The sequence below is a fragment of the Microvirga sp. HBU67558 genome, from assembly GCF_018069605.1.
Lineage (GTDB): Bacteria > Pseudomonadota > Alphaproteobacteria > Rhizobiales > Beijerinckiaceae > Microvirga > Microvirga terrae.
Genome location: NZ_JAGPUP010000529.1, coordinates 1 through 25,965 on the forward strand (window position 1 = coordinate 1; position 25,965 = coordinate 25,965).

General features: G+C 60.8%; 19 protein-coding genes and 1 pseudogene. 14 read left to right on the forward strand and 6 right to left on the reverse strand.

What is annotated here, in order from left to right; all coding sequences use genetic code 11:
- Positions 1-221: pseudogene (locus tag KBI52_RS17425) on the forward strand (calcium-binding protein); the annotation flags it as partial.
- A gap of 471 nt (positions 222-692) precedes the next feature.
- Here the strand turns inward: KBI52_RS17425 and KBI52_RS17430 are convergent.
- Positions 693-1,076 (reverse strand): hypothetical protein, encoded by a 384-nt coding sequence (locus tag KBI52_RS17430; protein ID WP_173945590.1) that lies wholly within the window; start codon positions 1,074-1,076, stop codon positions 693-695.
- An 882-nt stretch (positions 1,077-1,958) separates the two neighbouring features.
- Here KBI52_RS17430 and KBI52_RS17435 point away from each other — a divergent pair.
- Positions 1,959-3,263, forward strand: a complete 1,305-nt coding sequence (locus KBI52_RS17435) for a phenylacetate--CoA ligase family protein (RefSeq protein ID WP_173945591.1) — start codon at positions 1,959-1,961, stop codon at positions 3,261-3,263.
- A gap of 167 nt (positions 3,264-3,430) precedes the next feature.
- Here KBI52_RS17435 and KBI52_RS17440 read toward each other — a convergent pair whose 3' ends face one another.
- The 4 genes from KBI52_RS17440 to KBI52_RS17455 all read right to left on the reverse strand — a co-directional run bounded on the left by KBI52_RS17440 (position 3,431) and on the right by KBI52_RS17455 (position 9,091).
- Complete coding sequence (locus tag KBI52_RS17440) at positions 3,431-4,552, reverse strand: glycosyltransferase family 2 protein (protein ID WP_173945592.1); 1,122 nt, start codon at positions 4,550-4,552, stop codon at positions 3,431-3,433.
- Between the two features lie 110 nt (positions 4,553-4,662).
- Positions 4,663-6,657 carry an asparagine synthase (glutamine-hydrolyzing) gene (asnB, locus tag KBI52_RS17445; RefSeq protein ID WP_173945593.1) on the reverse strand — a complete coding sequence of 665 codons (1,995 nt, stop codon included), beginning with the start codon at positions 6,655-6,657 and terminating at the stop codon, positions 4,663-4,665.
- Between the two features lie 65 nt (positions 6,658-6,722).
- Positions 6,723-7,793 carry a glycosyltransferase family 4 protein gene (locus tag KBI52_RS17450; RefSeq protein ID WP_210809013.1) on the reverse strand — a complete coding sequence of 357 codons (1,071 nt, stop codon included), beginning with the start codon at positions 7,791-7,793 and terminating at the stop codon, positions 6,723-6,725.
- A gap of 104 nt (positions 7,794-7,897) precedes the next feature.
- Positions 7,898-9,091, reverse strand: coding sequence for a glycosyltransferase (locus KBI52_RS17455; RefSeq protein ID WP_210809014.1), 1,194 nt, complete (start codon positions 9,089-9,091; stop codon positions 7,898-7,900).
- 630 nt (positions 9,092-9,721) lie between these two features.
- Between KBI52_RS17455 and KBI52_RS17460 the strand changes: the two genes are divergently transcribed.
- The 11 genes from KBI52_RS17460 to KBI52_RS17510 all read left to right on the forward strand — a co-directional run bounded on the left by KBI52_RS17460 (position 9,722) and on the right by KBI52_RS17510 (position 23,696).
- On the forward strand, positions 9,722-11,116 hold the full coding sequence (locus KBI52_RS17460) for a phenylacetate--CoA ligase family protein (RefSeq protein WP_210809017.1): 1,395 nt from the start codon (positions 9,722-9,724) through the stop codon (positions 11,114-11,116).
- 217 nt (positions 11,117-11,333) lie between these two features.
- Positions 11,334-11,693, forward strand: coding sequence for a hypothetical protein (locus tag KBI52_RS17465; RefSeq protein WP_173945597.1), 360 nt, complete (start codon positions 11,334-11,336; stop codon positions 11,691-11,693).
- A 401-nt stretch (positions 11,694-12,094) separates the two neighbouring features.
- On the forward strand, positions 12,095-14,041 hold the full coding sequence (locus tag KBI52_RS17470; protein WP_210809019.1) for a methyl-accepting chemotaxis protein: 1,947 nt from the start codon (positions 12,095-12,097) through the stop codon (positions 14,039-14,041).
- 4 nt (positions 14,042-14,045) lie between these two features.
- Positions 14,046-15,509, forward strand: a complete 1,464-nt coding sequence (locus KBI52_RS17475; RefSeq protein ID WP_210809021.1) for a chemotaxis protein CheW — start codon at positions 14,046-14,048, stop codon at positions 15,507-15,509.
- Positions 15,506-16,612: a chemotaxis-specific protein-glutamate methyltransferase CheB gene (cheB, locus tag KBI52_RS17480; RefSeq protein WP_210809023.1), complete on the forward strand. Its 1,107-nt coding sequence runs from the start codon at positions 15,506-15,508 to the stop codon at positions 16,610-16,612. Before KBI52_RS17475 ends, cheB begins: the two co-directional genes overlap by 4 nt.
- Positions 16,609-17,487 (forward strand): protein-glutamate O-methyltransferase CheR, encoded by an 879-nt coding sequence (locus KBI52_RS17485; RefSeq protein ID WP_210809025.1) that lies wholly within the window; start codon positions 16,609-16,611, stop codon positions 17,485-17,487. Before cheB ends, KBI52_RS17485 begins: the two co-directional genes overlap by 4 nt.
- On the forward strand, positions 17,487-19,484 hold the full coding sequence (locus KBI52_RS17490) for a chemotaxis protein CheA (RefSeq protein WP_210809027.1): 1,998 nt from the start codon (positions 17,487-17,489) through the stop codon (positions 19,482-19,484). Before KBI52_RS17485 ends, KBI52_RS17490 begins: the two co-directional genes overlap by 1 nt.
- Positions 19,481-19,750: a hypothetical protein gene (locus KBI52_RS17495; protein ID WP_173945603.1), complete on the forward strand. Its 270-nt coding sequence runs from the start codon at positions 19,481-19,483 to the stop codon at positions 19,748-19,750. Before KBI52_RS17490 ends, KBI52_RS17495 begins: the two co-directional genes overlap by 4 nt.
- A 105-nt stretch (positions 19,751-19,855) precedes the next feature.
- Positions 19,856-20,245 (forward strand): response regulator transcription factor, encoded by a 390-nt coding sequence (locus KBI52_RS17500; RefSeq protein ID WP_173945604.1) that lies wholly within the window; start codon positions 19,856-19,858, stop codon positions 20,243-20,245.
- Complete coding sequence (locus tag KBI52_RS17505; RefSeq protein ID WP_173945605.1) at positions 20,242-20,880, forward strand: chemotaxis protein CheX; 639 nt, start codon at positions 20,242-20,244, stop codon at positions 20,878-20,880. Before KBI52_RS17500 ends, KBI52_RS17505 begins: the two co-directional genes overlap by 4 nt.
- Positions 20,881-20,921: 41 nt before the next feature.
- Positions 20,922-23,696: a PAS domain S-box protein gene (locus KBI52_RS17510; RefSeq protein ID WP_247654466.1), complete on the forward strand. Its 2,775-nt coding sequence runs from the start codon at positions 20,922-20,924 to the stop codon at positions 23,694-23,696.
- A 167-nt stretch (positions 23,697-23,863) separates the two neighbouring features.
- Here the strand turns inward: KBI52_RS17510 and KBI52_RS17515 are convergent, their stop codons facing one another.
- A complete protein-coding gene (locus KBI52_RS17515; protein ID WP_371823186.1) occupies positions 23,864-24,730 on the reverse strand; it encodes an IclR family transcriptional regulator in 867 nt (288 codons plus the stop codon).
- Between the two features lie 199 nt (positions 24,731-24,929).
- Here KBI52_RS17515 and KBI52_RS17520 point away from each other — a divergent pair, with 199 nt between their 5' ends.
- Positions 24,930-25,949, forward strand: coding sequence for a TRAP transporter substrate-binding protein (locus KBI52_RS17520; protein ID WP_173945766.1), 1,020 nt, complete (start codon positions 24,930-24,932; stop codon positions 25,947-25,949).
- Positions 25,950-25,965 lie beyond the last annotated feature (16 nt).

Below are 25,965 nucleotides of genomic sequence, written 5' to 3' on the forward strand. Positions count from 1 at the left end.
ACGACTCGGTTTTCACCAAGCTCGGATCGACGGGAACCCTGGCGGCCAGCAAGTTCGTGATCGGCGAGAAGGCTTTGGATACCACGGACCGCATCATCTACAACAGCAAGACGGGCGATCTGTCGTACGACGCCGACGGCTCCGGCACCGGCGCGGCGATCAAGTTCGCCAAGGTGGACGCTGCCCTGAAGATGACGGCCGCTGACTTCGTCGTCATCTAACTGTCGCTATGATTCCCAGTAGCCCCGGCCATCCGGGGCTACTATCCCGCTAGCCAAGCCGGGCAAGTCGCAGCATCTGGCGCTCGTGGGCCGTGCGCTTGGTTCCTCGACGGAAATGCATGCTGATCTCGGATCAACGTCTCACGTGATTGTTCAACCCTGCAAGAGTAGAGCACGACCCCGGGTCATTTTGCGGGACTTCTCGCTGCCCGAACGGCTTCACTCGGGTTGCGACTGAATTGTTCGCACGCATCTGCTCCATCCAACGCCCATTCTGATATCTGTTTGTGGTGCTGGACGGGTCCCTCAAGGGCGTAAGAACCTGAGCCGATGAACGCTTTCGAACCCGCAGGACACCAACATCCGCAGGGCCTGCATTCCTCCCGGAAACACGCAAACGTCTGCGGAGTTCCGTCCGATCTTCCGCCCACTTGCTCCATGACGACAGGCAGCCAGAAAATGGCTACTCAGCTAGCTTGGCTTTTCCTGCTGGGTCTGTGCATAAGCCAAATGTTTGCTCAGGATATCGACAATCCTGATCACATCAGCTCGTGGGAGGGCAAATGCGAGCGGTCCATAGGACGGGTGGTCAAATGCAAGAAGTGAGCCGTCGATTTGCGCAACCTGGATGTACCAGGGTGGGTCAATAACAGTTTCGACCGTTTTTCCATCGAGCGGCCGCTTCTGCTCGTCTTCGACCATGAGGGCCCTGGCTTGTCCCAGCAGCTTGATGATCTGGGTAAGTTGATCAAGGTTCAGAGCGATAGGTTCTGATTGCTCCGAGCTGGGGCCGATTTCGATCGTCACCGATTGTCGATCATCGGCAACGCGAATGCCGACGCGCGCCTCGGCCATGCTATTGACCCCCTCTTGAGGGCAGAGGGCTAGATGCAGAAGCTCCAGCCAAGGTGGTGCACACGAACAGGTGCATAATATCCCCTTCAGCGCCGACACCTACCGCAAGTTGGCAGTTGGGTGTACATCCAGTGGACCGTCAAACTACGATCTTTGGCAGCTCGTTCGTCGTGCTCGGGGAAGGCAACGCTGATCCCCGGTTGATGCGACGCCGAGCTGGCTTACTTCGCCCTCCGCCTGTTCGATAAGGCGAGTCGAGAAGTGCAGCCATCGCTGGATGTATAACTCCCCGCGGCGCCGAACAGATCCCCAGCCGGCTCTCATCAACTCAACCGGCGCCGCCCATACGGAAATTCTCTGGCGGCGTTCGAAGGGTCGAGTTTACGGCCCCCGTGCCAAGGAGGTTCCCTAGCCACTCGCCGACGTGCTCACGTACACGTGATCCACTTGTCCGGCTTGGCCTGCATCATCGCTTTGACTGCTACGGTCCGTGCGTGAGCATCCGGAGGCCCGCTTGTATCATCCAAAGGTGTAATGATACCGAAAGCAGCTTCGATCGGCAGGAAAATAAGTCAAAGTTAGCCAGCAGTTTCGACAATTTTCTGGAGAGGTTCAAGGTGCCAGGAGCCTGTGTGTTGGTCCAAAGACAATCCGGTGGAATAAATCGGGAGATGCGGCGTCTTATGAGGGCATTTCCGCATCTGTTCATCCAACGCCAAGCCACCCGGGCCTGACGTCCGACAAACTATCGAATGGCGGAAATGCTACGCCAGAGGATCACTCATGTACAATTGGCGCCGACCCATTCTAGCGGTTTATGACTCACACATCATAAAGAACCCAATACCAGAACACGTTGCGCATTTGGACGCATTCCATCGCTTGTCCGTTGAGCAGCGCCGGCAGGTCCAGCTCCGCCGCCTCACCGGATTGCTTCGTCACGCAGCGCGCCACGTTCCGTATTATCAAGAACTTCTGCATAACGCCAAGGTGGTTCGGAACGGCATGGTGGATCTCTCACGGTTCGGACAGATCCCGGAATTGACCCGTAATCTCCTGCGCGACCAATTCGAGCATCTGAAGAGCGACGACCTCGACTTAAGGAGCTGGTACAGGAGAACCACCGGCGGCAGTACGGGCGAGCCCGTCGTGGTCTTGCAGGATCGTTCATACGACGATATCGGCAGAGCCGTGAAGGACCTGCATTATGAATGGGCGGGCCGTGCCTCTGGGGAGCCGCTTGTCGCGCTTTGGGGCTCCGAGCGTGACATTCTCATGGGGTCGGAAGGGTGGCGCAACAAGCTCTCCGGATTCATTCGCAACCAGACTTTGCTCAATTCCTGGAATATGACCAAAGCTGACCTGCAACGCTATGCAGAGACGCTGCAGCGGATCCGGCCTGCGGTCATCGAAGCTTATGCCGAAAGCATCTACGCACTTGCCCGCTACCTCAATGAGACTGGCACGCGGATTGACGGCGTCCGAAGCGTTATCAGCAGTGCTGGCACTCTCTATCCGTTCATACGGCACGAGGTGGAAAATGCGTTCAAGTGTCCGGTGCTGAATCGTTACGGATCGCGCGAGGTCGGAGACATCGCGGCCGAGACGACGTCTGGTTCAGGGCTTGATGTGTTTTCATACGTCAATCTGGTGGAAGTCGTGGATGAAAACGGTCATCCATGCGGGCCCGGTGAGGAGGGCGATGTTTTAGTTACGAGCCTGACGAATTATTCGATGCCGCTCATCAGGTACCGATTGGGGGACCGGGCGATTGTCGGAGCCGCCGCAACCATACCGATTCACTCGGTCGACCAGCTCCAGGCCGTCACCGGACGCATCTTGGATGCTCTCGTCCGAGAGGATGGATCAACGGTGCCCGCGACATTCTTCATGCACTTCCTGAGCGTTGTTCACAACTCCGGGTGGATCCGGAAGACGCAGGTTATTCAGAAAGATTACAACAGGATCATGATCAAGATGATCACGACAGCAGCACCGACGGACCATGCACTCGATGAAATCCGGAATACGCTGCAGCGCGTGATGGGCAAAAACTGCAGAATTGATTTCGATTTCGTCGACGATATTCCGGCATCGCCTTCAGGGAAGTATCGGTACACGATTACCCACCTGCCGCGCTCTGATTCAGGAACTTCGACGGATCCAGTTATCGTCGACGTGAATTGAGACGTCGTGCAGTCCCAGCGGACCGCTAGTCCGCTGCTTCCTTCACACCGAAGATGATTGGTCATTTCTCAGACCAAGAGCTTCTTCCACTAGAGTGGAAACAACTCTTTCCATTCTTGCGGTGCAATTGAGTTCGCTACAGCAGACCAACCTTGCCGAATATGGCTCTAGAGGCACTCCGCTGACGCAGGACGATCGGGGCCAGCTGCGAGGCGTTTGACTCGCCCGTGCTGCCCCCAGCGGTTCCAGAAGTGAGCCAACCCGACCAGGAACCCCGACCCATAGGAGACATGCAGGATCGCGAATGCGGCCATGAGCGAAGGCAGCATGGCAAGGCCTGCGTTCCGTCCCGCCCAGACGGAGGCGATGATGTTAGCTGCCGCGTAGCAGCCGGCTACCAGAACGAGCATCCAAAGGCCAGTGCTTGTGAACGGCGCAAGTGCCGCCGCGAGCAGCAGCGTCAAGACGAAGAGTGGAGGGATGAACTGCCGCGCCCGCATCTGGCTTGGATGCTTTTGCATGACACGCACCTTCCAATACCCATATTGGTAGTATTGGCGCCACAAGGAGCGCGGTGTGCTGCGGTTGTAATAGCTCGACTTGACGTGCGGGCTCATCAAAACCGATCCACCATGCTCCCGCAACCGATAATTGAATTCATCGTCCTGGTTTCGAACTTGCTCCTCATCGAACAGACCTATCTCCTCGAAGACACGGCGTGGCCAAGCCCCGAGATAGACCGTGTCCACCCATTGCTCCTGCGGGGCGAGACGCCAACGCCCATGTCCGACGCCGAAGGAAGTGCCGGTGGCCAGCGACACTGCTTCGCCAAAACGGCCCTGGCAAATCGGCTCCGTGCCACCTCCGACGTTGTCGGCGCCTGACGTCTGCAGGGCGGCTACACACTGCGACACATAGTCAGAAGCGATGAACGTGTGGCCATCGATTCGCAGGATCACATCTCCCGTCGACCGGGCGATCGCAAGGTTGAGGGCCGAAGGGGCGATCCGAAGCGGATTATCCAGCACCGCGATGCGGGTCTCAGGGTGATCAGCCGCCAGCTTCGCGATGATGGCACGGGTATCGTCCGTCGACAGCCCATCAGCGATGATGATCTCTATCAGCTCGGACGGGTAATCCTGTGCCAGGATTGCTCGGAGACATTGTCCGATATGCTTCGCCTCGTTGCGAACGGGCATAATTATGCTGACGCTGACGGGCCGAAACGCGCGGCCCATTTCGGCCTTGATGTCGTTCGCCTCCCTCGACTGGGGCATCACGTTATGCATTTCGATCTCCCTGAATTTATCTATCTCTCTTGCCCTGGGACGACGTCGATGAGTGAGCTCATGTCATTTGGAGACTTGGCTCGAAGAGGCCCATTCAGTGGCAAGTCGATTCAGCACGACACGTTGAACGTGCGCATCCACGTCTCGAGAGACATTATTCGAAACAGCCCCAGATAGGACTCCTTGTTCCCTTTATCGATCCTCGACGACGCGTGCCATTGCCTTAAGGCTGCCGAATTGATGTACTTTTCGCTTCGCATCGTCCCTTTGACCATTTCATCGATCCGAGGCTTGAGATCATCGGAGAGCCATATGCGATCGGGTGCTGCGAAACCCAGTTTGCTCTTTCGCATTCGTACCGCCTCCGGCATCAAGCCTTTCATTGCTTTACGAACGGCGAACTTGCTCCAGCCGTTATTCACTTTCAGATGATCCGGAAGCGAGATGCCGTGTTCGACAAGGCGGTGATCCAGAAGCGGGACACGTGCCTCGATTGAGAACGCCATCGACGAGCGGTCCTCAAATCTCAGGAGTTGCGGAAGGGTGTCAACGAGAATATCATCGAGCTGAATCCGCTGCATCAGCGTGCTGGAATCCTTCGTGCCGTCGCTCCTGTGAGAGAAGGCGTTACGCCACCAACGTGTAGCAGGTGAGCTGTGATCTGAAACGGCGCTGCTCCAATCGGTTCGAATGACGTTCTTCATAACCGAGTCGACGTTCAGCAGTTGGCGCAAGCTCTTTGGCAGGTAGCGGTACCCGTTGCGCAAGTCGAGCACGTAACGGTCTCCCTGGCGCATCATGGCATAGAGCTCGCTCGACAATTTCGGGAGGCGGCCAGATCGAAGGAGAGAGGCCATATATGCGTATCGAAATTTCGCATAGCCTCCGAACACCTCATCTCCACCCTGTCCGTCGAGGAGGACTTTGACGCCGGCTTCCTTTGCCGCTCTCATAACACGCCATTGCGCGTAGAAGCTCAGGCTGCCGCACGGCATGTCCTGATGCCACGTCAGTCGTTCGAAGTCTGCCCAGAAGTCCGAAGCGGATGGGAACACGAGCTCTGATCTGGCTCCGACCGAGTCCGCGATGCTTCGAGCGAAGCTCCGCTCGTCAAGCTCCTTATATTCGTAGCAGGATGTAAAGGTGTGGAGTTTGTCTCCGATTGCTCCCGCCGCCTCGGGGTTTTCACGCGAAATCTTTCCAACCAACGCGACCACAGCCGACGAGTCGAGGCCTCCACTGAGGCAACTCCCAATCCGAACATCGCTGATCAGATGCTTTCGGACACTGTCGACAAGGAGTTCCTGCAATCGTCCGATCTGATCCTCATCCGACAGATCGTATCGTGTCTGCGGGTTCAGCTGATAATAGGACCGCGGCATGAACGTATCGGTACCCAAATCGATATCGATGCAGTGTGAACCTGGAAGCGCCTTGATGTCGCGGAACATGGTCCGCTCGCTATAGTCGCAGTTGCCGTGCGTGAGGAAGCCAAGCACGGCCTCGTCGTCGGCAACTGCCTCGACGCCCGGGAATGCGAGAAGCGCCTTGATTTCAGACGCAAAAATGAAATAGCCGTCCTTTAAGGCATAGTAGAAGGGTTTGATCCCAAACCGATCGCGAGCACAAAATAGTCTTCTGCGATTTCCGTCCCAGATCGCGAAGGCGTACATTCCCTCTATCCGCGACAAGCAATCCTGTCCCCAGTGCTCGTATGCCGTCAAAAGGACTTCCGTGTCTGTGCGGCTCCTGAACCGATATCCGCACTGCTCGAGCTCGGCGCGTAGCTCCAGGTGATTGTAGATCTCGCCATTGAAGACGATCCAGGTGCGCCCGTCGCCGGTAGCCATCGGCTGCAATCCGCGGTCCAGAAGATCAAGGATTGCCAGCCTCCTGTGTCCCAAGGCAACTTGAACCGCGTTGTTGAGACCGTACTGTGCGATCTGAGGAACGAAGACCTGGCTCGACGTGTCGCCGTCGAACCATCCCAGCAGGAAGCCTTCTCCATCGGGGCCTCTGTGGGACTGCAGGTCGTTCATCCGCTGTAGAACGCCAGTATCGACGGGCTCTCCGCTGAGGCTAACAACGCCTAAGATGCCGCACATCAGTATAACCTCCAGGATTGGTTCAAATTGGTCAAAGCAGCGGCGGCACCCGCAGGGGCTCCGGATTATCTTCTTTCGGTCGAGACGAACGGCCGATCGCTTAGCTGGTAGGTCGGACGACCGTGCCTCGTGACGCCACGGTAGATCCGCATGAGCTTGTCCGTTATTACACGTTCATCGAGTTCTTGGATTGCCTCGCGACCCTTAACTCTTCCCCCATGGAGTAGAACTTTTTCAAGGGCGGCAGCGATCGTCTCGGGTGCGTGATCCGCAGCGACTTCACACCCTTCGATACCTGCCAACCTTTCGACCACATCGCCGACAATCACGGAAGCGATGCCGAGGTTGCACGCAAGAGCCTCCTTGACAATCGTGGGAGATCCTTCCTGCAGGGACGTCACGATGAGAGCGTCGCAGGCATGCATCATCTTGATGATATCGCCGTGCGGCTTATTCCATCCGAGCACGAGCGTGACTGGCAACCTTCTGTTTAGAGCATCAATCGCCTCGCGTGCCCGGTCGTAGCGCTTCAAGGGGTCCTTCGGATTGCCCACGAAGAGGACGAGCCGCTCATCGGCAGGAAGGCTCAGCTGCCGGCGCGCCTCGTCCTTCGACAATTCAGGCAACGACGCCAGGTCGACTCCTGTCGGAAGCATGTGGAGAGTCATGGACTTCGGGAGGTTTTGCCTCATCTCGTTCGAGACGATGATCACTGCATCCGCAAACCGAGCGGCGAGCCTGCCGAGCCATACGAGCAGTTTTCCACGCCAGGTCATCTGTCCTGTGTCCGAAAGCTGCCCCAGCATGTCGACGCCGTGAAAGGTGATGACAAGGGGCAGCTTCTTCGGCCAAGGGATCAATGCGGCCTGACCGAACTGGGCGTGAATCAGATCGTACTGCTTCCACTTGGATCTGTACTCCCACTGCAATCTACACCAGGCTTTGACATAGTTGAGAGGATTCTTTGCACCGCGAAAGAAGAACACATCAACGTCGGCGCCCGCGCGCCTCAGAAAATCCACCTGCTGCACGAGAAAAGGAACAGCAAAGGGACTCTTTTCCGTCGGCCACTCGGACGTAATCATCAAGACGCGTATTGGTGCCTCCATGCGAAACTCCTGATGTAACTCTTTCAATGATGTCCTCAAGCTGACCAATCCGCCATACGCGGAGTCTCGATTATTCCGCTCGAACCTTCACTCTTCGGCGTGTGATGGGAGGAGATGCCACAACGGGTTTCCTAGCGACCGATCCTTGCCTCGCACAGTGTCCAGAGCTCTCCCACGATGTGTTCCGGCTGGAACTTGCTCTTGATTGCGTCCCGTGCGCGACTTCCGAACAGCTGTCTCAAGGCGGGATCAACTGCCAGCTGATGCACATGCTGAGCCAGCGCGCGCACATCCATCCCGGCTATGAAGCCTGTCTTCCCATTCTCTATCACGTCATCGATGGCGCCAACATTTGTTGACACACACGGCACACCAGCCGCCATGGCCTCCAAGACGACATTCGGCATGCCTTCTCGATCAGACGACAACAGGAAGATATCAGCGGCGCAGATCAGCTCGCGGGCGTCCGGGACCAATCCAGGGAACTGAATAAACTTCTGCAAACCGAGCTGATCCGCGTGCGCCTTGACAGCTGGCAAATCTCCCTGATCGCGGCCTGCGACGACGGCCTTTATGGGAACTTGCTCGACAACTTGATGTACAACGTCGACAAAACGCTTGAAGTTTTTGGCAGGTTCGACTCGACCGACACCGAGAACGAGCACGTCATTGTCGGACAAGCCTAGCTTCTGACGCCAGGCCTCGCGATAGGATCGCAAGTTGTCGTCAGAAAAGACCTGAATGGCATTCGGAACGTAGACAACTTGCTTCGCGGGCGCGCTCCGCTGCGATATTTCGGTTTTTGTCCGCCGCGAGTTGCAGACCGCTGTCGATATTCCTGCCAGGCTCGCCCATGCCCAGATCCGTCTCCAGCGTGATGGCAGGTCGGTGAATCCTGTATTTCGGAACGATCCGACCCGATGAGCAGCGAGTCCGGCCAGAGCCAGTCCATAGACGTTCGTGTAGGAAGACCATGAGAAGAAGTGCTTCGCACCTTGGGCAATGCAAAGCTTTCTGAACTGCCACATCTTCGCGAGCGGGCCACCCGTCAGGAGTACGACCGGGATATTCAGTTTGCGGATCGGCTCCTCCCAGAAACCGAGTTCTCCCGACACGTAGACAACCGGGCTCCAGCGGTTACGGTCACAATACGACAAGAAGGTATAGAGCTGGCGTTCGCTACCGCCATGCTTAAACTGCCCGATAATGATTGCTATCGGTCTTGGAGGAGCTGCGGCGGAGCGCACCTTCTCAACGTCACCGGTGTGCACTCTAGGCATTTCTTCCGCGACCATCGACAATGTTGTAACCCTTTCCCGTGCCATGTTCGGCTTGAATGGTCGTGACGTTCGGCGCATCGTCGGGCAGATGTCAGAAACGCCAGCTGTCGCATTCGATATTCGGTTTGCGGTTCTGATTGCTTGTCCAGATCGCTCTACATCGCAGACGAGCATCATATGTACGGACGGTAATCACTTCCTCCGCTCGTCGGCAAACATCAGCCACAACCCCGGCAGGGTACCATCAAACCAGACTGCATGTAGTCTCTCTTCGGGAGTGCACCTAAAGAGCATGCTGACACCGACGCTCGTGCTTACCGGGCAGCGGCTAGGGCTGTAGACCCGAACGCAGACAAGACGGCCCGCCTTAATGGATCCTGAGACAAGACCCGTGGCCGTGATGAGCGGCCGATCAGGCTCACTCCACTGTTGCAGTCTCCCTCGTGCCGCTGGGCGACCGTGGTGGCCTTTCGAGATGCCGGCGAGCCTTGTGGTGGTGAGTTCTAGTGGCCCGAACCAGCGACTGACGGGCGGCGCGCGTCGAGCCGCCCGTCGTTCCGGCGGACATTATTCTGGAGTAATACCTGAGTTCGTTTCTGTTTTTCGGCCACATCGCTAAAATTTACATGAATCATGAGAGGCGCGAAGATCATGGGGAATTGGCGTAGGCCTATCTTGGGGTTTTACGACACGCATGTCACACGCAACCCTGTTCCGAACCATGTTGCCTTTCTGTCCGATTTTTATACGTGGCCGATCACGCAGCGGCGTTCGACCCAAGCTCAACAGCTCAAGCAATTGTTGATCCATGCTGCTCGCAGCGTACCATACTACGAGGATTTGCTGCGCCAGGCCGGCGTTGTTGACGGTGATCACGTTGACCTGACACGTTTTTCTCAGATTCCGGAATTGACGCGCGATCATCTGCACAACGAGTTTGAGCGTCTGAAGAGTCGGGATTACAGCACACGCCCCTGGTATAAGAACGGCTCGGGCGGAAGTTCTGGAATTCCCGTCGTCGTGCTGCAGGACCGGTTTTATGACGAGATTGGTCGATCGACCCAGGTGATGCTGCAGCGCTGGGCTGGCTGGGATTCGGGCGAACCCTACGTGACGCTTTGGGGTTCAGAGCGTGATGTGTTGCTCGGAACGTCGGGCTGGCGAAACAGGTTGTCCAACTTCATACGCAACAAGACCTTCCTGAATTCATGGTGCATGAGCCAACTGGACCTGGAGCGGTATGCCAAGATCATGCAGCAGGTTCGGCCCGTTATGATCGAAGCCTACGCCGAGAGCGTCTATGAACTGGCTCGCTACATCAATGATCATGGTATCAAAATTACAAGTGTCAGAGGTGTCGTCACCAGCGCCGGTACGCTTTACCCATTCATTCGAAATGAAGTTGAGAAAGCTTTTGGCTGTTCTGTCCTCAACCGGTATGGTTCGCGCGAGGTCGGTACTTTCGCCGGAGAGCGGGTCGCGGGCGAAGGAATGGACGTCTTTACCTACACACATCTGGTCGAGGTGGTGAACGAGCGTGGCGAGCCCTGCAAACCGGGCGAAGAGGGCGACGTGCTTGTCACATGCATGACGAACTATACGATGCCGATCATACGCTATCGCATCGGCGATCGGGCGGTTGTCGGCGCATTGACGGAATACCCCACGCCGTCGGTGGAGAAGCTGCAGACGGTGACGGGGCGCATCATGGATACCTTTGTGCGCGCGGACGGCTCGACGGTTCCTGGAAATTTCTTCATGCACTTCCTCGGAAAGGTTCACAACGACGGTTGGTTGAAGAAAACTCAGGTCATCCAGACCGATTACAACTCCATACTGATCAAGTTGATCACGGAGGCAACTCCACCCGCTTGTGCTCTCGAAGACATCCGCACATCGTTCCAGCGCGTGATGGGAGATGGCTGCAATGTCGAATTCGAGCTCGTAGACTCGATTCCGCCACTGGCATCCGGCAAGTATCGTTATGCCGTGTCTCTCGTGAAGCATCCCAGGATGTGCCACAACTACCCGCTGAGTTCCTTCGTGAACGAAGACAAGATGGCGTCCTGATCCATCCTGCATTCGTTCGTGCCCTGCTCTGCAGGAGCTTGGATGAGAGCAGGGCATGGTCCAGCGAGTTCCAGAATGATCGATCGGGCGGCAAACCATGGGATGCTTCTCAGCCGCGGTCCTTGCTCGGTTTCATGTCCCGAAAGCCAGTGAGGTGAAGAGGGGATCGGGTACGACAATCGGCGACCGGCACCTCTCTTACTACAGGCAGTAGCATATGAACGCTCTGAACCGCCGCATACTCCGCGCCGCCGCATGGCTGTGCGTGCCAATTCTTGCTTACCTGTCGCTCGTCCCAGATGAATTCCAAACCCGTACCAGCGCGCCGGGATACGTCGAGCACTTCGTTGCTTATTGTGGAACCGCTGTCCTGTTCGCGCTCAGTTACCCTGAGAAACGGATGCAGATCGCCGCTTCGCTGGTGACCTATGGGATTGTCTTGGAAATGCTCCAGGGCCTGTCGCCGGGGCGGGAGAGCCGAGTCGTCGATGCATGCGTCAGTGGAGCGGGAGCCATCGTCGGAATTGCCGCCGTTGCTGTCGTGGCAGGGCGATATTGGCAGCTCGCATCGCGATAGCCGTGGAACCTGCAATCGCCGGGTCGGATCACAAAGTGAAGAAGCAGGCTGCCAATGTCGGGACGCCGGGAGGACTGTTGAGTGTTCGTGAGAGTGCGTCCAAGCGGCATGTTCAGCCCGAGCCCGCAGGAACATGAATCCTGCGGACGATCATGGGGCGGCGCAGTTGCCCGTCCGTGAGCGGCCCAAAATGAAGACAACCCGCCGCGCCTGTCTTCTAAACCCGCTTTGTTGAAACATTATATCACGGAGGTGAAATTACCGTATGGCAGCTTGCTAGCGGGGGAGCAGTACCTATAAACGTTATCGCTCCGCTTCTGGTTGATGTGATCGGGATGACCATAGGGCCAGCACGTCAAATCAGGCCCTCCCACGCTGTTACGAAACCTCAAAGGCCATCGATGGCACTGGTTAAGACGACCGATCTTCCGGGCAAAGCCACACTCCGTCAGATTGACGGCGATCCTCCGGTTCCGTCGGACCAACCCGCGTCCCTGAAACGGGTGAACTCAACGCGGCGGGCTCATGAGCGGGTCCGTGCCCGACAGCAGAAGGCCGCCGAGCGTATCGGGGCCGCCACGGAGGAACTGGCCAGCGGTGTGACTGAGTCCTCATCGGCTGCTGAGGAGTTGCGCCGCGCGATGGAGTCGATCGCCTCCGGGGCCGAGGAGGCGGCCGGGGCTTCGCAGCAATCCCTTTCGGCCGTCATAAGCCTCGGCGTATCGTTCGCCGAAGCCAGGCGGCATGCGGAGGCCACCCAATCCAAAACGGCCGGTCTCCAGAGCCTCCTGATTGAGGCGGGGGCTCAGATCGACGCTTCGGTGGCGGCCGTTACGACGAATGCAGCACGGCAGGAAGCGATGGTCGATGTGATCGAACTCCTCGAGGAGCAGGCGATCGCAATCGGCGATATCACGCGGACGGTCGGCGATATTTCCGATCAGACCAACCTTTTGGCACTGAACGCCGCCATTGAGGCCGCCCGGGCAGGGGACAACGGCCGCGGCTTCGCCGTCGTTGCCGATGAAGTCCGCGCGCTGGCCAGCGCGTCCGAAAAAAGCGCCCAAGAAGTCCAGACCCTGGCCGACGGCATCGTCACGGAGATCCGGTCGGTTGCCGGGAGGATCAGGGGCGCGGCGGAAGCGGCAGCCGGTGAAGCGCGCACGGGTCGGGCCGTCGTATCCGGTCTGGACCGAATTCGCGCCGATATGACTCTTTTGTCCGAGGGCAGCCAGTCGATCCTGATCGCCGCCATCGAGGCCGAGACGGCCATTCGCGAGGCGCAGCGCGGGGCGGAGCAGGTGGCAAGCGCCGCCGAGGAGCAGGCTGCCGCCGCCGCCGAGGCTCAGCGTGCCGTGCAGCAGCAGAGCGTCTCTCTCGATCAAAGCCAGCAGACTGCTCAGGAACTGGCGGCCCTGGCCGATGATCTTCAGGCGAACACCGCAGGATCGGCCGCCGCCCAGCAGGTTGCATCTGCTGCCGAGGAACTCTCGGCCGCTATTCAGCAACTGTCCGGGGCCGCAGGCGAGATCATGATCGCAGTCGATCAGATCAGCCGGGGGGCGCAGATGCAGGCCGCCGCGACCCAGCAGACCAATGCTGCGATGGAACAGATCGAGCGGGCCACGGCTGCGTCCCTGGACTCCGCCGGCACGTCCGTCCAGCGCATCGAGGCTCTGGCCGGAGCCATCCAGGAGAACCGTTCGGAGACGCTGCGGATGGCCGAAGGCGTCGAACAGGGTCTGCGGGAAATGCGGGCCGTCATCGAAGTGATCGGCGGTCTCAACGAGGCCAGCCGACGCATCGAGAAGATCGTCGACAGCATCGCTCTCGTCGCGGTCCAGACCAATATGCTGGCCGTGAGCGGCTCCATCGAGGCAGCGCGAACCGGGGAGGCGGGGCGCGGCTTCGCGATCGTCTCTGGGGATATCCGCATTCTGGCCCGCGATGCATCCGAGAACAGCGATCGTATCAAGGAGGTGGTTCGCCAGATCCGGGATCAAATCATCATCGTCCGCCGCGATCTGGAGCAAAGCGCATCAAGTGCAGAGGCGGAGGTTGCCAAGAACGCCCTGATGGCCGAGAGGCTGGGGGCGGTCGAGGCGGATGTCAGATCGATCCGGAATGGCAGTGCGGCCATTCTGTCCGGGGCAGAGACGATCCTCAGCGCCGTTCGTGAGGTCAGGCTCGGGACCCAGCAGGTTGCGGCAGTGGCCGAACAGGCCGGAAACGCATCCGCGCAAGCTGCCACCGCGGCCCGGCAGCAGGCGCGCGGCGCAGAGGATTTGGCCGCCGCCATCGAGGAGATCGCCTCCCTGGCGGATGAGCTCCAGATCGCGGAGACGTGACATCATGGCCGAGAAGGCCCCTTCGCCGGCCAGCCAGGCACTTCTGACGGTGGAGGTGGATGGCGAGCGCTTTGCGTTTCCCGCCTCCGACGTCGCGGAGGTGATACGCCCGCCGGCCGTCTCCCGCGTGCCGCTCGCACCATCGAGCCTCGTCGGGGTTGCGAATCTGCGCGGCCTTGTCCTGCCGGTCGTTTCGCTGCGCAGCCTGATGGGACGTCCGGCAGGTTCCTCCGTGCCAACCCGTGTGGTCGTGGTCGATCGCGGTGCGCCGATCGGGTTCGAGATCGACAAGGTGGCGTCTTGGGGGGCGAGCGGTGTCGAAGGCGCGCCTGATGCCGACAGCTCGACGAGCGCATCGGCGCATCTGATTGACCTCGATGCCCTTCTGTCCCGCAACTTCGGGCATTACCGCGGACGCGTGCATCACGGCCGTGAGCCCACGGTGCCGGGTGCTCGGGAAACGAGCCTAACGGCTCCCGACGAGGTGGCTCTGGTCTGCTTTGCCGTGTCCGGCCAGGACTTTGCGCTGCCGTTGGATTCTGTCCATGAGATCGTGGCCGTCCCCTCGGGCAGTGTCGCGGTTCCGCAAGCCGATTCCGTGATGCTGGGCGTCGTGTCCCGGCGCGGGCATCTGATGCCGCTCGTGTCGCTTCGCGGACTTCTCGGTCTTCCCCTAGGTCGGCACGATGATGCCAGATCCCGTGTCGTGGTCGCGCGGGTCGGCGACGCATTGGTGGGCTTGGTGGCTGACGGCATCAAGGAAGTCCTGCGACTTCCTTCAGGAGACATGGATCCTGTGCCGGCAATCCTGACCCGCGGCGCGGCGGAGGCCAAAATCCAACGCATCTGCCGCCTTGACGGCGGTCGGCGGCTTGTATCGGTCCTCTCGACTGATAACCTCTTTCGCGATCAGGCCTTGGCTGAACTCGTCGCGCCTCAGATGGAGACGAATCCAGAAATGAGCAGCCCTGATGCTTCTCCCAACTGCGACGAGCAGTTCATCGTCTTCCAACTCGGAGACGAGGAATACGGGCTGCCGATCGCGGCGGTCGAGGAGGTGGTCCGCGCTCCCGACACCCTATCTCGTCTGCCAAGGGCGCCGACGTTCATCGAGGGTGTCATGAACCTGCGTGGGCGTGTCGTGCCGGTGATCGACCAGCGGCGACGCTTCGAGATCGAAGGGGCCGGCGAAGGGCGGCGCGAGCGGATCGTCGTCGTCACGATCGACGATTTGCAGGCAGGTTTCATCGTCGACGCGGTATCGGAGGTGCTGAGGATTCCCCAAGACCAGCTTCGCCCGACACCTGAACTCGCAGCGGGCGAAGGCCAGACTGTCCACCGCATTGCCAACATCGAGACGGAGGGGCGCATGATCCTCCTGCTCGATCCGCACGAGCTTCTGGACCGGGCGGAGAAGGACTTGATCGCTTCCTTCAGCAGCGATCATCTCGATCGGGTCGACCCGTGACGCGACTGCTGATCGTCGATGATTCTCCTTTGATGCGGCGCCTTCTCGGCACGGTCTTTACCGCCGAGGGAAGTTTCGAGATCGCTTTCGCCCGTAACGGCGTGGAGGCTCTCGAGCAGCTTGGCGAGTTCAAGCCCGATGTAGTGACGCTCGACGTCCACATGCCGGAGATGGATGGTCTGACCTGTCTCGACCGCATCATGCTGGAGCGCCCATGTCCCGTCGTGATGGTCTCGTCGCTGACCGAGGAAGGAGCAAGCGTCACCCTCGAGGCTCTGGATCTGGGCGCTGTGGACTTCATCACGAAGCCGAAACGGGCCGTTTCGCTGGAGATCGAAACTCTCGCCCCTCTACTGATCGAAAAGGTTCGCGCCGCGTCGCGGGCGCGCCTCCCGGGCAGCCTGAGACTGGCCGAGCGGGTGCGGTTGAGAAGCGGCCTGACCAGAAAGCCCGCCGGCGTCGTCCGGAGAACGGCCCGCACTTTTCAGCCAGCGGTTTCGACAACCAGGAGCGCAGTGCCGTCCGCGTACGGGCTTGTGCTCGTCGGAGCCTCGACCGGTGGACCACCTGCCCTGGACACGGTGCTGTCGGGACTCCCGTCCGACTTTTCCGTGCCAGTGGTGGTCGCCCAGCACATGCCTGGATCCTTCACCGGACCTTTGGCACGGCGGCTCGACAAGCTCTGCGCACTGGACGTGGTCGAGGTCACGCAGATAATGCCGCTCAAGGCCGGCAACGTCTATATCGGGAAGGGCGATGCCGATGTCATCATCGGCCTTCGCCCAAGCGGGCCAGTCGTCATGGCCGCGCCGTCGCTTCCGGAACACCGTTGGCATCCGAGCGTGGACCGCCTGGTCGACAGCGCCATGGAGCATTTCGCATCGGCGCGCCTGATCGGCGTTCTGATGACCGGCATGGGCAGCGACGGCGCGGACGCCATGACGCGGCTCCGGGAACTGGGTGGCCGCACGATCGCAGAAGCGGAGGAGAGCGCGGTCGTGTGGGGGATGCCCGGCGAACTCGTGCGCCGGGGAGGGGCCGAGATCGTCGTTCCCTTGGAGCAGATTGCCGGGCGGATCATCGACACGGCCGGGCGCGCATGAGCAAGTCCTCGCCGAACAGCTCTGCCGCATCCGGGAAGGCGTCGGAGATCTCGCTGAGCTCGGACGAGATCCGTCGCCTGTGCGAGTTCCTCTACCACAGGACCGGAATGACCTTCGGCGAGAGCAAGCGGTATTACATCGAAAGGCGCGTCGCTGACCGGATGTCCGCCGCGGAAATGCGCACGTTCCCGGCCTATTTCTCGTATCTTCAGACCAGCGAGAGCGAGGTCGAGCACCTGATCAACATCTTCACGGTCAACGAGACGTACTTCTACCGCGAGGAGCATCAGCTGCACTGCCTGGGCCGATCGCTCCTGCCCGACATCGTGCGGAACAGAAAGCCGGGCGATCTCGTGCGGATCTGGTCGGTGCCATGCTCGACCGGCGAGGAGCCGTACTCCGTCGCCATTTGGCTTCTCGAGAACTGGCCGATGGTGGATGCCTACCATATCGAGATCGTCGGCTCCGACATCGACACGGAGGCGCTCCTGAAAGCCCAGGAGGGCGTTTACGGGGAGCGCGCCCTGTCGCGTCTGCCGTCTCACGTGATCGATCGGTATTTCGAACCACCTCGCGATGACCAGCGCAGGCTTATCCGGGACCTACGGGAATCGGTCAAGTTCACATCGGTCAATCTGGTGGACGACGCTTCTGTCGCGGCTCAGGGCCGGTTCGACGTGGTGTTCTGTCGCAATGTTCTGATTTATTTCGACGATGGCTCCCGGGAACGCACCGCCAACAATCTCTACGATGCCCTGAATCCGGGCGGCTATCTCTGCCTCGGTCATACGGAGTCGATGAGCCGCATCTCGAAGCGCTTCAGGCTTCGCCGCTTCGAGGATGCGATCGTCTATCAACGGCCGGAGGGATCGTGATGGACGATCTTCTGCAGCACTTCGTCGTCGAGGCGCGCGAACTGACTCAGCAGGCGACCGATGATCTCCTGAATCTGGAGCGCGAACCGTCGGTCGCTGCGCACCTGGACAGCGCCTTTCGCGCGGTCCACACCCTCAAAGGCTCCGTCGGCCTGTTCGATTTTGCACCCATGGGCCTCGCGCTCCACGCCGCCGAGGATCTGCTGGGCGCCCTCAAGGGCGCTCGGGCGAGGATCGAGATCGACGCCGATGTGATCGACCTTCTCCTCGACTGCGTCGGGCAGACCGAGCGCTGGATCGCCGCCATCGAGCAGACCGGGCTGTTGCCTCCGGATGCCGCAGATGAGGGATACCGTCTTGCGCGAGCGCTCCGCTCACAGCTTGATGGTGAGGCCGCGCCGGATGGTCCGGCAATTTCGGATGCGGATGGCGGCTGGATCGAGGACCTTCTGGCAGCCGGTTCCCGCCGGGCCGATCCATTGCAGAACAGCGTCCCCCGCACCGCCATCCGGTACACGCCGCGGGCCGATTGTTTCTTCGCGGGCGATGATCCCCTGGCGCTCCTGCGATCGGTCCCCGATCTCGTCCATGTCCGGGCGACCCACCAGGCGCCCTGGCCTCCCGAGGCCGAGATCGATCCCTTCGCCTGCAATCTCCGTCTCGAGGCCCTGTCCACGGCCGGGTACGAGGCCGTGAAGGCCGTATTCCGCTTCGTTCCCGATCAGGTCGTCATTTTCGATGTGACGGGGCGTGACACGGCCGGCGGCGCTGAAGCCGGACGCGATGGATCCGCAACGCGCGAGGGACGCTCCGCCGTGGCGGGCAGTTCACGGACATTGCGTGTCGATGCGGCCAGGGTCGATCGGCTGGCGGATCTCGTCGGCGAGATGGTCATCGCCAAGAACGAGCTGGCGCACGTCGCCGCCACGAGCGATGGGGCCGGGGCGAGAGAGGATCTCGTGCGGAGCGTCGCCGCGTGCCAGGCGACCATCGACCGGCTCGTCGCCGATATGCACAGAGCCGTCATGGATGTGCGCATGATGCCCATGCGCGAGATCTTTCGGCGCTTCCCGCGTGCCGTTCGCGAGAGCGCCGGCCAGCTTGGGACGCTCGTGGAGTTTTCCATAGAAGGCGAGGACGTCGAGGCCGACAAGTCCGTTACGGAGGGGCTGTCCGAGCCTCTGCTCCATGTCCTGCGCAACGCCGTCGCTCATGGGGGCGAGCCGGAGGCGGTCCGCCTCGGAGCAGGAAAGCCCGCCGAAGTCAGGATTGTCCTCAGGGCCCGCCGGGATGGCGATCGTCTCGTCGTCGAAGTGAGCGACGACGGGCGCGGCATCGACCCCGAGCTGGTGCGTCGTGCCGCTCACGAGCGGGGTGTCGCGCCGGCAGACCGTATCGAAACCATGAGCGACGCCGAAGTCACGGACCTGATCTTCGCTCCGGGGTTCTCCACCGCCTCCGATGTGACGGATCTGTCCGGCCGCGGGGTCGGCATGGACGCCGTCCGCTCGGCGGTCGAGAGGCTCGGCGGGCAGGTGGCCGTGCAGAGCCGTCCCGGGCACGGGACGACGATCCGCTTCTCCTTGCCGCTGAGCGTGGTCATGACCAAGGTGATGACGGTGCACGTCGGGTCCGAGACCTACGGCATTCCCATCGAGGGCGTTCTGGAAACCGCCTATCTGCCCGCCTCGCGCATCATTCCCATCCAGGGGGCGGAGGCTTTCGTCCTGCGCGACCGCACCATACCCCTGGTCAGGCTGACGGATCTTCTTCGGATTCCTCGGGGAAGGGATGGGGAAGGCGGCACGAAAGTTCTCGTCATGTGGGTCGGGGGCGAGAGGGTCGGCATCGCGGTCGACGGATTTGGTGGGCGCTTGGACATTCTGATGCGCCCCATGGCCGGTCTGCTGGCGGGCCTCCCGAGCGTCATCGGCACGACCCTGATGGGAGACGGGAGCGTCCTGATGATCCTCGATATCCCGGAGCTGATCGGATGAGCGTGCGTCTGACGGGCGATACCATCTTGCTGGAAGGAGATTGCCGTGTCGAGGACGCGGAGCCGCTGCTCCGGTGGCTTCAGGAGGATCGCGGCCGCGTCGTGGATCTGACGGATGCCGGGCACCTCCATACGGCGGTGTTCCAGATTCTACTGGCCCTGCGGCCATCCGTCAGGGGAGAAGGAAAGGATACCTTCGTCCGGACCTGGATGGTCCCGATCCTGTCGGCGGCTCAAACGTCTGGGGCCGGGAGCACGGAGGGCTGACCGGTTGTCATTCGTTTCGGATACTCTAAAAGAGCAAATAACCCTTTCCTCTCAAAAATGAGCTGGTCTGTCCGGACAATCCGAACCCGCTGGTGGAGCATCTGAGTGGCTACAACTGTTCTGATCGTCGACGACAGCAAGCTGGCACGCATCGTTGCCGGCAAGGCACTGGCTGTGCTGCAGCCTGACTGGGAGCGCATCGAGGCCGGCAACGCGCAGGACGCCCTCGACATCATCCGTCATCGCAAGATCGATCTTGCGATGATCGACTACAACATGCCGGAGAAGGATGGTCTTGAACTCGCGGCTGAACTGCGCGCCATCCATCCGACCATGCCGATTGCCGTCATCACGGCCAACATCCAGGACGAGGTGATCGCGCGGGCGAGGGAGGTCAATGCCACCTTCGTCAGCAAGCCTCTGACCGAGGACGGGCTCAGAGGATTCATTTCCGGAGCGGCGCTGCGCCTGCGATCGGGTGGCACGCCGTCATGATGAACGATGACATCGCTCTGACGGAACTCGAACACGATGCGTTGACGGAACTCGTCAATATCGGGGTCAGCCGCGCGGCCTCGAGCCTGCGCAAGATGATCGGCGAGGAGGTGCTCCTTTCGGTGCCGTCCATCGAGCTCATGGCACCTCATCACGCCGCCCGGTTGATCGGCGAGCGGGAGACGGATGACCTCGTGGCTATTCAGCAGCGCTTCGAGGGCGCGTTCTCAGGCCGGGCTCTGTTGATCTTTCCCGAAGCCACCAGCCTCGACCTCATCAAGGCGATCATTGGGAACGACGTGCCACCCGACGAAGTCGTCGCCATGGAGCAGGAGGCTCTTGCCGAAACGGGCAACATCATCCTGAACGGCTGCCTCGCCACCATGGCGAATATGCTGAAGCGATCCCTCAGCGTTTCTCTGCCCGAAGTGATCCGCGGCGACGGAACCCGGCTCTTCACCGTTGAGCACAATCAGCCGGACGATGGGCTGGTTCTGTTTCTCTATATCAATTTCTCAATTCGGAATCGTAATATCCGAGGCTATATCGCCATGCTGATGGATCTGCCGTCGCTTGCCGCATTGAAGGAGCTCATCGCAAGCTTCATCGATCGTGTGATCGGAGACGAGGCCTAGGCTATGGCATTCACGATCTCCCTCAAGAGACCCTGCCAAGAATGACCGCCCAGATCCTGTCCCAGCGCGAAGCCAAGCAGGCGATCGACCTGGCCGCGGACGAATTGCGACGCGTGGCCGGACCGGTCTTCGCTGCGTTCGAGAAGTCCGGGCTGCCCATGGTCGCCACGGATCCGCGGGCGTTCGACAATCCGATCGTTTACGTCAACGACGCCTTCTCCAGAGTGACAGGCTACGCGCCCGAGGAGGCGATCGGCAGAAACTGTCGGTTCCTCCAGGCTCCCGACGCGGACCAGAAGGCGGTCGCGCTGATCCGGGAAGCGGTCACCGGCGGCCGGGCGGTCTCAGCCGAACTGCTGAACCGGCGCAAGGATGGTTCTCAGTTTTGGAACCATCTCTTCATCACGCCCGTGTGCGATTCCACCGGCGAGCCTCAGTTCTTCCTCGCGACACAGGTCGACGTCACGGAGGCGCATCAGTCGAGGTCGATGCAGGCTGCCTTCGAGGCGAGCCAAAGAGAGCTGGGTCAGACGAACGAGAGGCTGCGCCAGACCCTGACAGTGGCCGGAAGTGGCGGCTCCTGGGACTGGGACATCCCTCGGGGACGCTTCACGGCAGATGCGCGGTTCGCGGTTCTTCATGATCTCGATCCCGTCGAGGCGGAAAAAGGCCTGCCCGTCGAGGACTTCTTCAAGTCGATCCATCCGGACGACCGTCGACGGGTTCGTCTCGCCGTTGGCGGCATTCTCAATGGGGCGGAGATCTTCTCGAAGGAGTACCGGCTCCTCGGGTCGGACGGTTCGGTGAAATGGGCCCTTGCGAGGGGGCGTTGCCATTTCGATCAGAGCGACCAGCCGGTGCGTTTCACCGGCGTCGTCGTCGACATTACCGAGCAGAAGCACGTCGAACAGCGTCTCCGGATCGCCCAGAGTGCGGGCGGCGTCGGAACGTTCGAGTACGTGGAGGGCTACGCGACCGTCAACGTCTCGGAGGAGTTCTGCCGATTGCTCGGGCTCCATCCGAGCAATGCCCTTCCCATTCGCACCGTGAACTCTCTGGTCGAGCCGGGCGATCGTCCGATCGTCGAACCGAGCTCGGGCGAAACCGCTTCCTATGTCGAGTTTCGGATCAAGCGCGCCGATGACAAGGAGCCCCGGTGGCTGGCTCGGCGCGGCGAGTATGTGCGCGATGCAGATACGGCAGGCCTGCGATTCATCGGCGTCGTCTACGACATCACGGTCGCCAAGCAGTCCGAGGCAAGGCTTCGCGAGCTCAACGAACGTCTCGAGAGCCGCGTGGAAGAGCGCACCCGGGAGCGTGACCGGCTCTGGAGCCTCTCCAGCGATCTGTTCTGCGTGTGCGACTCCGACGGACTGCTCAACGCCGTGAACCCGGCCTGGACGGAGGTACTCGGCTATCGCGAGGACGAGATCGTCGGAACCCGGATCGATACCTGGATCTATGAAGAGGATAAGCCGCTGGGGAACAGCCTGCTCCAGGCGCTGCAGAGCGGGCGAGCCGTCAAGGACTTCGATATTCGCGTCCAGGCGAAGGACGGATCCTGCCGCTGGATCAACTGGACCTTTGCTCCAGCCGGGGATGTGTTCTACAGCGTCGGACGCGATGTCTCTCAGCGCAAGCAGCTCGAGGAGCAGCTTCGACAAAGCCAGAAGATGGAGGCCGTCGGGCAGTTGACCGGCGGCATCGCGCACGACTTCAACAACCTGCTGACGGGCATCGTCGGCTCGCTCGATCTCCTCCAGTCCCGCATGGCGCAGGGACGCCTCGAGAAACTCGACCGATACATCGGCGCCGCGACGACGTCGGCTAATCGCGCTGCGGCGCTCACGCACCGCCTTCTCGCCTTTGCCCGGCGGCAGCCGCTCGATCCGAAGCCTGTCGATGCCAACCGGCTCGTCCTGTCGATGGAGGATCTGCTTCGGCGAACGATGTCGGAATCGATCCAGCTCAACATCGTCACGTCCGAGAGCCTGCCTCTCACGATCTGCGATCCGAACCAGCTCGAAAGCGCGATTCTCAATCTTGCGATCAACGCTCGCGATGCGATGCCGGGGGGAGGATCACTCACGATCGAGACCTCCGTGTCCAATTTGGATCGGTTCTATGCGCTTTCCCAGCAGGATGTCGCTCCTGGGCTTTATGTGACGATCAGCGTGTCCGATTCCGGCACGGGCATGCCCGCCGACGTTCTGGCTCAAGCCTTCGATCCGTTCTTCACGACCAAACCGATCGGCGAGGGGACGGGGCTCGGCCTCTCCATGGTCTACGGCTTCGCCAAGCAATCCGAGGGGCACGTCAGGATTTACAGCGAGGTCGGGAAGGGAACGTCCGTCAAGATCTATCTGCCCCACCATACGGGTGAGCTGGAAGGCGAAGCGCCCGCGTCGGGGCTGAGCGACGCCCATCGGGCGGAAGAGGGCGAGACGGTTCTCGTGGTCGAGGACGAGTCCGTCGTGCGGTCGCTCATCCTCGAGGTGCTGGCCGATCTTGGCTATCACGCCCTGGAGGCGGTGGATGGTCCGTCCGGACTCAAAGTGCTCGAATCGAAACAGCGAGTGGACCTGCTCGTCAGCGACGTGGGCCTGCCGGGCCTGAACGGCCGCCAACTCGCCGATCACGCCCGCCTGGTGCGCCCCAACCTGAAGGTGCTCTTCATCACCGGCTATGCCGAGCAGGCCGCCATCGCGTCCGGCTTTCTGGCGCCCGGCATGGAGATGATCACGAAGCCCTTCGCCATCGAAGACCTGGCGGTTCGAATCCGCAGTATCATCGAAAAGGGGCCGGACAGACGCTAGAGCATCGGACGTGAATAGTGGAATGCACTTTTATGACTGATGCTCATCTTGCCAGATGGCGCATCGTTTGAGCGGCCCCAGCGGGCCGCGCCAGTTACAACCGGATCCGTGTTTCACTGATATCGCCCGGCGTTCGAAATCCGTTCGGGCCTGCGCGCGGGCCCCCGTCACGGCGATATGCGACGAACCCGCGCTTGCTTCTCGGCGGGATCAGTTTCGGCCAGCTTCGTCTCGATCGACGACGCTTCCTTCCTGAGCAGTGGGGCGATTTCGAGTTGCCGCTCCCGGCTCAGGCGACTCGCCGTTGCTGCGATGGAAAGAGCCCCGACCGGTCTGCCGTCGGGGCCATGAATCGGAACCCCGATCGCCCAGGAGTCCGGGAGAAGCATCCCGGGATTGAGGGCATAGCCTCTCTCACGGGTGTCCTGAACGAGATTGCGAAGAACGGAGGGCGAGAAAGGCGGATACTTCTCCGCAAGAACGTCCGCATTGGCGGCCAGCACGTCCTCCACTTCATCATCGGGCAGGGCGGCGAGCAGGGCCAAGCCTCCTGCCCCTACGCCGAGCGGGTGGCGATCTCCCGCATGAAGGGCGTGGACCCTGATCGGAAAAGGACCTTCCTCTCGATGGACGCAGATGGAGTAGACGTCGCGTGGCACGGAAAGAAAGGCGGTGTCGCCGGTTCGCTGGCTCAACCGCACGAGGGACCGGACGGAGATCGAATGAATGCCGAATCGGGCGCTCGCCAGCGTGCCGAGAACGTGGATCTCCGGGCCCAGATAATACCGTCTGGTCTCGTGGTCCTGATCGAGCAGACCGGCCCGCGCGAGGGCGAGAAGCATGCGCCGTACGGTCGGCTTCGACAGGCTGCATTGCTCGACCAGTTCAGACAACCGGGCGCCGGAGGGGCCCGCACGGCCTACGAGCAGCAGCAAGGTCGCAGCCCGGTCGATCGCCTGTGCCCCGTGGGACGACGGGTTGCTGATGCCCTCAACGGCGATCTTGGCGGAAATGCTCTTCTCGTATTCCAATATATGGACCTTCGATGACCACCTTCCCGAGATTCGGCCCGGGCGGCAGTTTTTCATTGACAAGCGATCCTATCAGAGTGCCTCCTAAGGGGCCAATGAAAACGCCCGGCAAGCGGCGTGTCCTGAATCAAGGGAGGTCCGATATATGGACCTTGGCTCTGAGGAAACATGAGGGTCCTGGGGACCCGACCAGGAGGGTTACATGATCTTGTCTCGCCGCCGGCTGCTCACTGTCGGCTCAACCGCTGTCGCGGGTGCAGTCGTTGGGGCGCCGTTCATCGCGCGGGCTCAGCAGGCTGAGTTCTCCTACAAATACGCGAACAACCTGCCGGATTCCCACCCGATGAATGCGCGGGCGCGCGAGATGGCGGCCGCAATCAAGGCCGAGACGAACGGGCGGTTCGATCTGCAGATCTTTCCGAGCAGCCAACTGGGGTCGGACACGGATACGCTCAGCCAGGTGCGCTCGGGCGGCGTGGAATTCTTCACCCTGTCGGGCCTGATCCTGTCGACTCTCGTCCCGGCGGCATCCATCAACGGAATCGGCTTCGCGTTTCCGGATTACGCAACCGTCTGGAAGGCGATGGACGGGGACCTCGGCGCCTATGTGCGCCAGCAGATCACCAAGGCGAACCTGGTGGTCATGGACAAGATCTGGGACAACGGCTTCCGGCAGACGACTTCGTCCACGAAGCCGATCAATACCCCGGACGACCTGAAGGGCTTCAAGATCCGGGTGCCGGTCTCGCCGCTCTGGACGTCCATGTACAAGGCGTTCGACTCGGCCCCGACATCGATCAACTTCAACGAGGTCTATACGGCGCTTCAGACCAAGGTGGTCGACGGCCAGGAGAACCCCCTCGCCATCGTGTCCACGGCGAAGCTCAACGAAGTGCAGAAATACTGCTCGCTGACAAACCACATGTGGGATGGCTTCTGGTTCCTGGCGAACCGGCGCGCCTGGGAGCGGCTGCCGGAGGATGTGCGCGCGATCGTCGCCAAGCACATCAACGCCGCGGGTTTGAAGGAGCGCGAGGACGTGGCCAAGCTGAACGGCAACCTGCAGCAGGAACTCGCGGCAAAAGGCATGGTCTTCAATCAGCCCGATCCGGGCCCCTTCCGGGACAAGCTGCGCAAGGCGGGCTTCTACTCGGAGTGGAAGGGCAAGTATGGCGACGAAGCATGGGCGCTCCTCGAGCGGGCGACCGGGTCCCTGGCCTAGCACGCCTTGGACCGGG